The organism is Chitinimonas sp., assembly GCF_036568685.1.
GTDB lineage: Bacteria > Pseudomonadota > Gammaproteobacteria > Burkholderiales > Chitinimonadaceae > Chitinimonas.
The window spans coordinates 1-2,869 of record NZ_DATCSC010000105.1 but is presented as its reverse complement, the minus strand read 5'-3'; the positions used below and the strand labels follow the sequence as shown (position 1 = coordinate 2,869).

At 64.2% G+C, this 2,869-nt stretch carries 2 protein-coding genes; one reads left to right on the top strand and one right to left on the bottom strand.

What is annotated here, in order from left to right; genetic code table 11:
* A partial coding sequence (locus VIM95_RS14890) for an adenylate/guanylate cyclase domain-containing protein (RefSeq protein ID WP_331987121.1) occupies positions 1–1,686 on the top strand: 1,686 nt, incomplete at its 5' end.
* Positions 1,687–1,701: 15 nt separating this feature from the next.
* Here VIM95_RS14890 and VIM95_RS14885 read toward each other — a convergent pair.
* Positions 1,702–2,514 (bottom strand): transporter substrate-binding domain-containing protein, encoded by an 813-nt coding sequence (locus VIM95_RS14885; protein ID WP_331987119.1) that lies wholly within the window; start codon positions 2,512–2,514, stop codon positions 1,702–1,704.
* Between the last annotated feature and the right edge of the window lie 355 nt (positions 2,515–2,869).

The window sequence follows — 2,869 nt, the reverse complement described above, 5'->3', positions numbered from 1 at the left end:
CCCGCCAGCGTACCGGCCGAGGATGATGCGCTGGCGGCCAGCATCGCTCGCAATGGCCCGGTGGTGCTGGCCGCCAATATCGAGTACCGCGAGACGGCGGCCGCCCGGCAATGGATGCGCGTCGACCCTTTGCCACGCCTGCAACGAGCGGGGGCGCTGCCGGGTCTTGCCTCGGTGGAGCTGGACCGGGACGGCGTGCTGCGGCGTTTTCCGCAATCGCCCCAGGCACTCTGGCGGCAGGTGCTGCTCCAGCTGGAAAGGCAGCAGCCCGGTGTGGCGGCACAGCGGCAGGCGCTGCCTGGCCAGCGTATCCGCTACCTCTCGGCCGAGCCGCCCTTCACCCGTATCTCCTATTACCGCTTGCTGGAACCGGACCGTTACCTGGCACCCGGCTGGCGCGAGCAGCTGCGTGACAACGTAGTGCTGGTCGGTCGCAGCGGCAAGGCAGCCACTGAGATCGGTGCCGCCCAGTCGGACCTTTTCCTGACACCCTTTTTCGGTCGCAGTGGCGAGATGACGCCAGGGGTGGAGATTCACGCCAATCTGATCGCCAATATGGTGGAAGGGCAGACCCTGCAACCATTGGCTGCGGCCTGGGTGTGGTGGTTGTTGCTGGGCCAGGCCTTGCTGATCAGCCTGGTGCTGCCGCAGTGGCGGCCACTGCTGAGCGGCCTCATGGTTGGTGGACTGATGTTGGCCGTCGGTGGCCTTGCTTTCGTGCTGTTCCGGACCGGCTGGTGGCTGGCAGTCGGGCAGGCCATGCTGGCGCCGCTGCTGGCCTATGTGGCCCAGGGTGGCCAGGCCTACTTCCAGGAGCAGGCCCGCAAGCGCGAGATCCGCCGCGCCTTCGAGCACTATGTCTCGCCGGCTGTGGTGGAACAGATCGTCGCCAACCCGATGCTGCTGCGGCTTGGCGGCGAGCGCTGCGAGCTCACGGTCTTGTTCACCGACCTGGCGGGCTTTACCCAGATCGCCGAGACCATGCCCTCCGAGGCGGTGGCCGAGCTGCTCAACCGCCATCTCGCGGACATGACCGAGATCGTCATCCGCCATGGCGGCACAGTCGACAAGTTCATCGGCGATTCGGTCATGGCTTTCTGGGGCGCACCCATCGCCGACCCGCGGCAGGCCGAGCATGCCCTGGCCGCGGCACTCGATATGCAAGCCGCCATGCAGGCTCTGCACGACGATGTGCTGCTCCTGGGCGGGCCGGAGCTACGCATACGTATCGGTTTGCACCGGGGTGAGTGCGTAGTTGGCAATCTCGGTGGTGAGAAGCGTTTTTCCTATACCGCGGTAGGCGATAGCGTCAATCTGGCTTCGCGGCTGGAAGGGGTGAACAAGGTCTATGGCACCACCATCTTGCTGAGCGGTGAGGTGGCCGCGGCGCTGGACCTGCCCGAGGTGCGCCTGCGGCAGGTCGATATCGTCCGGGTGGTCGGCAAGACGCAAGCTATCGCCATCTACACCCCCTGCGCCGATCCGCATCTGCGTGCCATGACCGAGGTGGCCTTCAGGGTTTACCTGCGGGGCGAAGTCGAGCCGGCACTATTGGCCTGGCGTACGTTGCAGACGCAATACCTGGCCGATACCGTGGCCGACGTCTTCCTGGCACGGCTGACCCGCTGGCGGGATGAAGGCCTGCCGGCAGGCTGGGATGGGGTCAGCAACTTGCAGAGCAAATAGGCGTGCCAGGCCCGGCTATTCGCAGCCCAGGTTTTTTATCGATGCTTTGCAGGGTAGGGTGCGGTTCAGTATGTCCTGGTAGCTGCCGTTGGCTTTCATGGCCTCGAGTGCCTGATTGAAGTGGTCGACGAAGTCGGCGTTGATGCGCTGCTTGCTGAAGGCAAACATGGCCGGCTCGTCCGCGGTGACGACCTGGGTCTTCACTACCGCTTCGCTCAGTCCCAGCTGCCTGAGCTCCATCAGGGCGGTGACCTCATCGGCGATCATGCCGTCCAGGCGGCCCAGTTGCAGCATCTTCCAGGCCCCGCGGCGCTGGGTGATGGGCACGAGGCGAGCAAGGAAGGCCGGGTTCTGTTGCAGCTGCATGTAGACCGGTCCGTAATTGACCTTGATTTGGGTACCCAGCCGAAATTCTGTGCCGACTATGTCGGCTAGTTCGCCGATCGGGTAGCGGTTGGCGGCCTGCTTGCTCAGGAACAGCACATTGGGCGAGCGGTTGGTGGGCTGGGAGAAATAGGCATAGCGCTCGCGCTCCTCGCTACGCAGCGCGCCGGGCAGGATGTCCAGCCTGCCGTGCTCCAGTTCCAGCAGTGCCCTGGCCCAGGGCATCTCCACCAGGTTCATGCTGCAGCCCATGCGCCGCAGCGCCTCGCGTGCCAACTCCACATTGAGGCCGCCGATGCTGCCATCGGCCAGGCGGACCGTATAGGGCGGGTCGTCGTACCAGCGCACGCTCTTTATGCACTCCTCTCCCCGGACCACGCCCATACCCAGCAGGCTGGCAAACAAGGCAGGAATAAGGGGCGCGCAGGGCAGACGAACCAGCATGGTGAATCCTGTTTGGGCTCTCCCTAATGTAAGCGAGCTCGCCCCACGCCGTCTTGGTAGCGTGCAAGGCCGTGGCAAGGACGAGACGCAAGCCGGGTGTGTTGCGCCACGGCGGAAATGTGAATCCTCACATTTCAATGACATATGCGATTTGGTTAGAATCCGCACCCTACTGTCATGAAGCGTTGTGAACCTTGGGTTTGCATCGATCCAGGCAGCAGGGGTGCGACGGCCAAGACGTTAATAACTGCCGCGATATGCACCCGATTTTAGAGAATAGGGGGGAAGCTCCAACCCGCGCCGCTGGCGCTGACCGCATAGTCGGTTGGCGCTGACGACGTGTCTATCCCGGCCG

Coding starts and splice junctions, on each gene's coding strand:
- VIM95_RS14885 (WP_331987119.1), bottom strand. CDS start 2,514: ATGCTGGTTCGTCTGCCCTGCGCGCCCCTTATTCCTGCCTTGTTTGCC.